At 74.6% G+C, this 999-nt stretch carries 1 protein-coding gene; it reads right to left on the reverse strand.

The window, feature by feature from the left end; genetic code table 11:
* Positions 1-121 precede the first annotated feature (121 nt).
* The coding region (locus AC27KI_RS25760) for an imelysin family protein (protein WP_487116665.1) at positions 122-999 on the reverse strand (878 nt) is incomplete at its 5' end.

Consider the following 999-nt stretch of genomic DNA (forward strand, 5'->3'; position numbering starts at 1 on the left):
GGCCCAGGCGGTGGCCAGCGGCACGGCCAGCCCCAGGCCTGCGCCGAGCCGCAGCGCCTGCCGGCGCGACAGTGGTGCCGAGGCGGCAGGAATGCCTTCCGGTCGCTTGGTTGGCATGGCGTCAGTCCCCATCGGCATCCGAAAACCCGATGCTCACCTGCAATGCTGGCGCGATCTCGGCCTCGGCCAGGCGCTTGAGCGCGGTCAGCTCCTTGGCCGCCTGCAGCACTTGCGGCCCGGTGTTCTTTCCGGGCTGCGCCAGGGCGGCAAAGGCGGTGTCGATGCGCTGCGTGGCCTGCAGCAACTGGTCGGCCAGGGGGTTCAGGCCGCGGCCGCGCAGGTAGGTTTCCAGCGGCACGAGGGCCTCGCCCGGCTTGGGCAGCGCGGCGCCTTGCGGCAGCACGGCCAGCGTGCGCAAGGCCTGCCATTCGGCGGCCCAGGCTTCGGGGGTGAGGCCGCTGGCGGCGCGTGGGTAGTCCGGCGTGCGGCTGCCCTGGGCGGCGCGCAGCGGCTTTTCCATGTGGGCCCAGCGCAGGCGTTCGATGCCGCCCACCCACTGGTTGATGAACTCGCCCATGGCCTGGGTGGAGCGCTCCTGCTCGTCCTCGGCGGCCAGTCGGTGGTGGCGGCGCCGTCGAACGCCGCCTTGAGCGCCACCGCCTCGCGCTCCACGTCCAGCGCCGCCTCCACCGCATACCGGCAGGCCGGGCGTGGCGGGCGCGGCCGGCTGCGTCCACAGCAGCCATTCGAGGGCGGGCAGGCCCTTGGCGGGCGTGCCCACGCGCTCGAACGCCTTGGCACCCTGCGGCTGGGCCTTGATGGCGCGCTCGATGAGCGAGGGCCGAGTGGGTGCGAAGTCGATCTGGCGCTGCGTGCGCCGGGCGATCACCGGGCCCACGGCCACGGCGCCCAGGCTCTCCCACGCGAGCATGGTGCTGCGCCAGGCGCCGCGGGCAGCGTCCAGCGCCGCGCCGGCCTGTGCCGGCGGCGCATCGCACA

Source organism: Acidovorax sp. KPB24-03 (assembly GCF_057546605.1).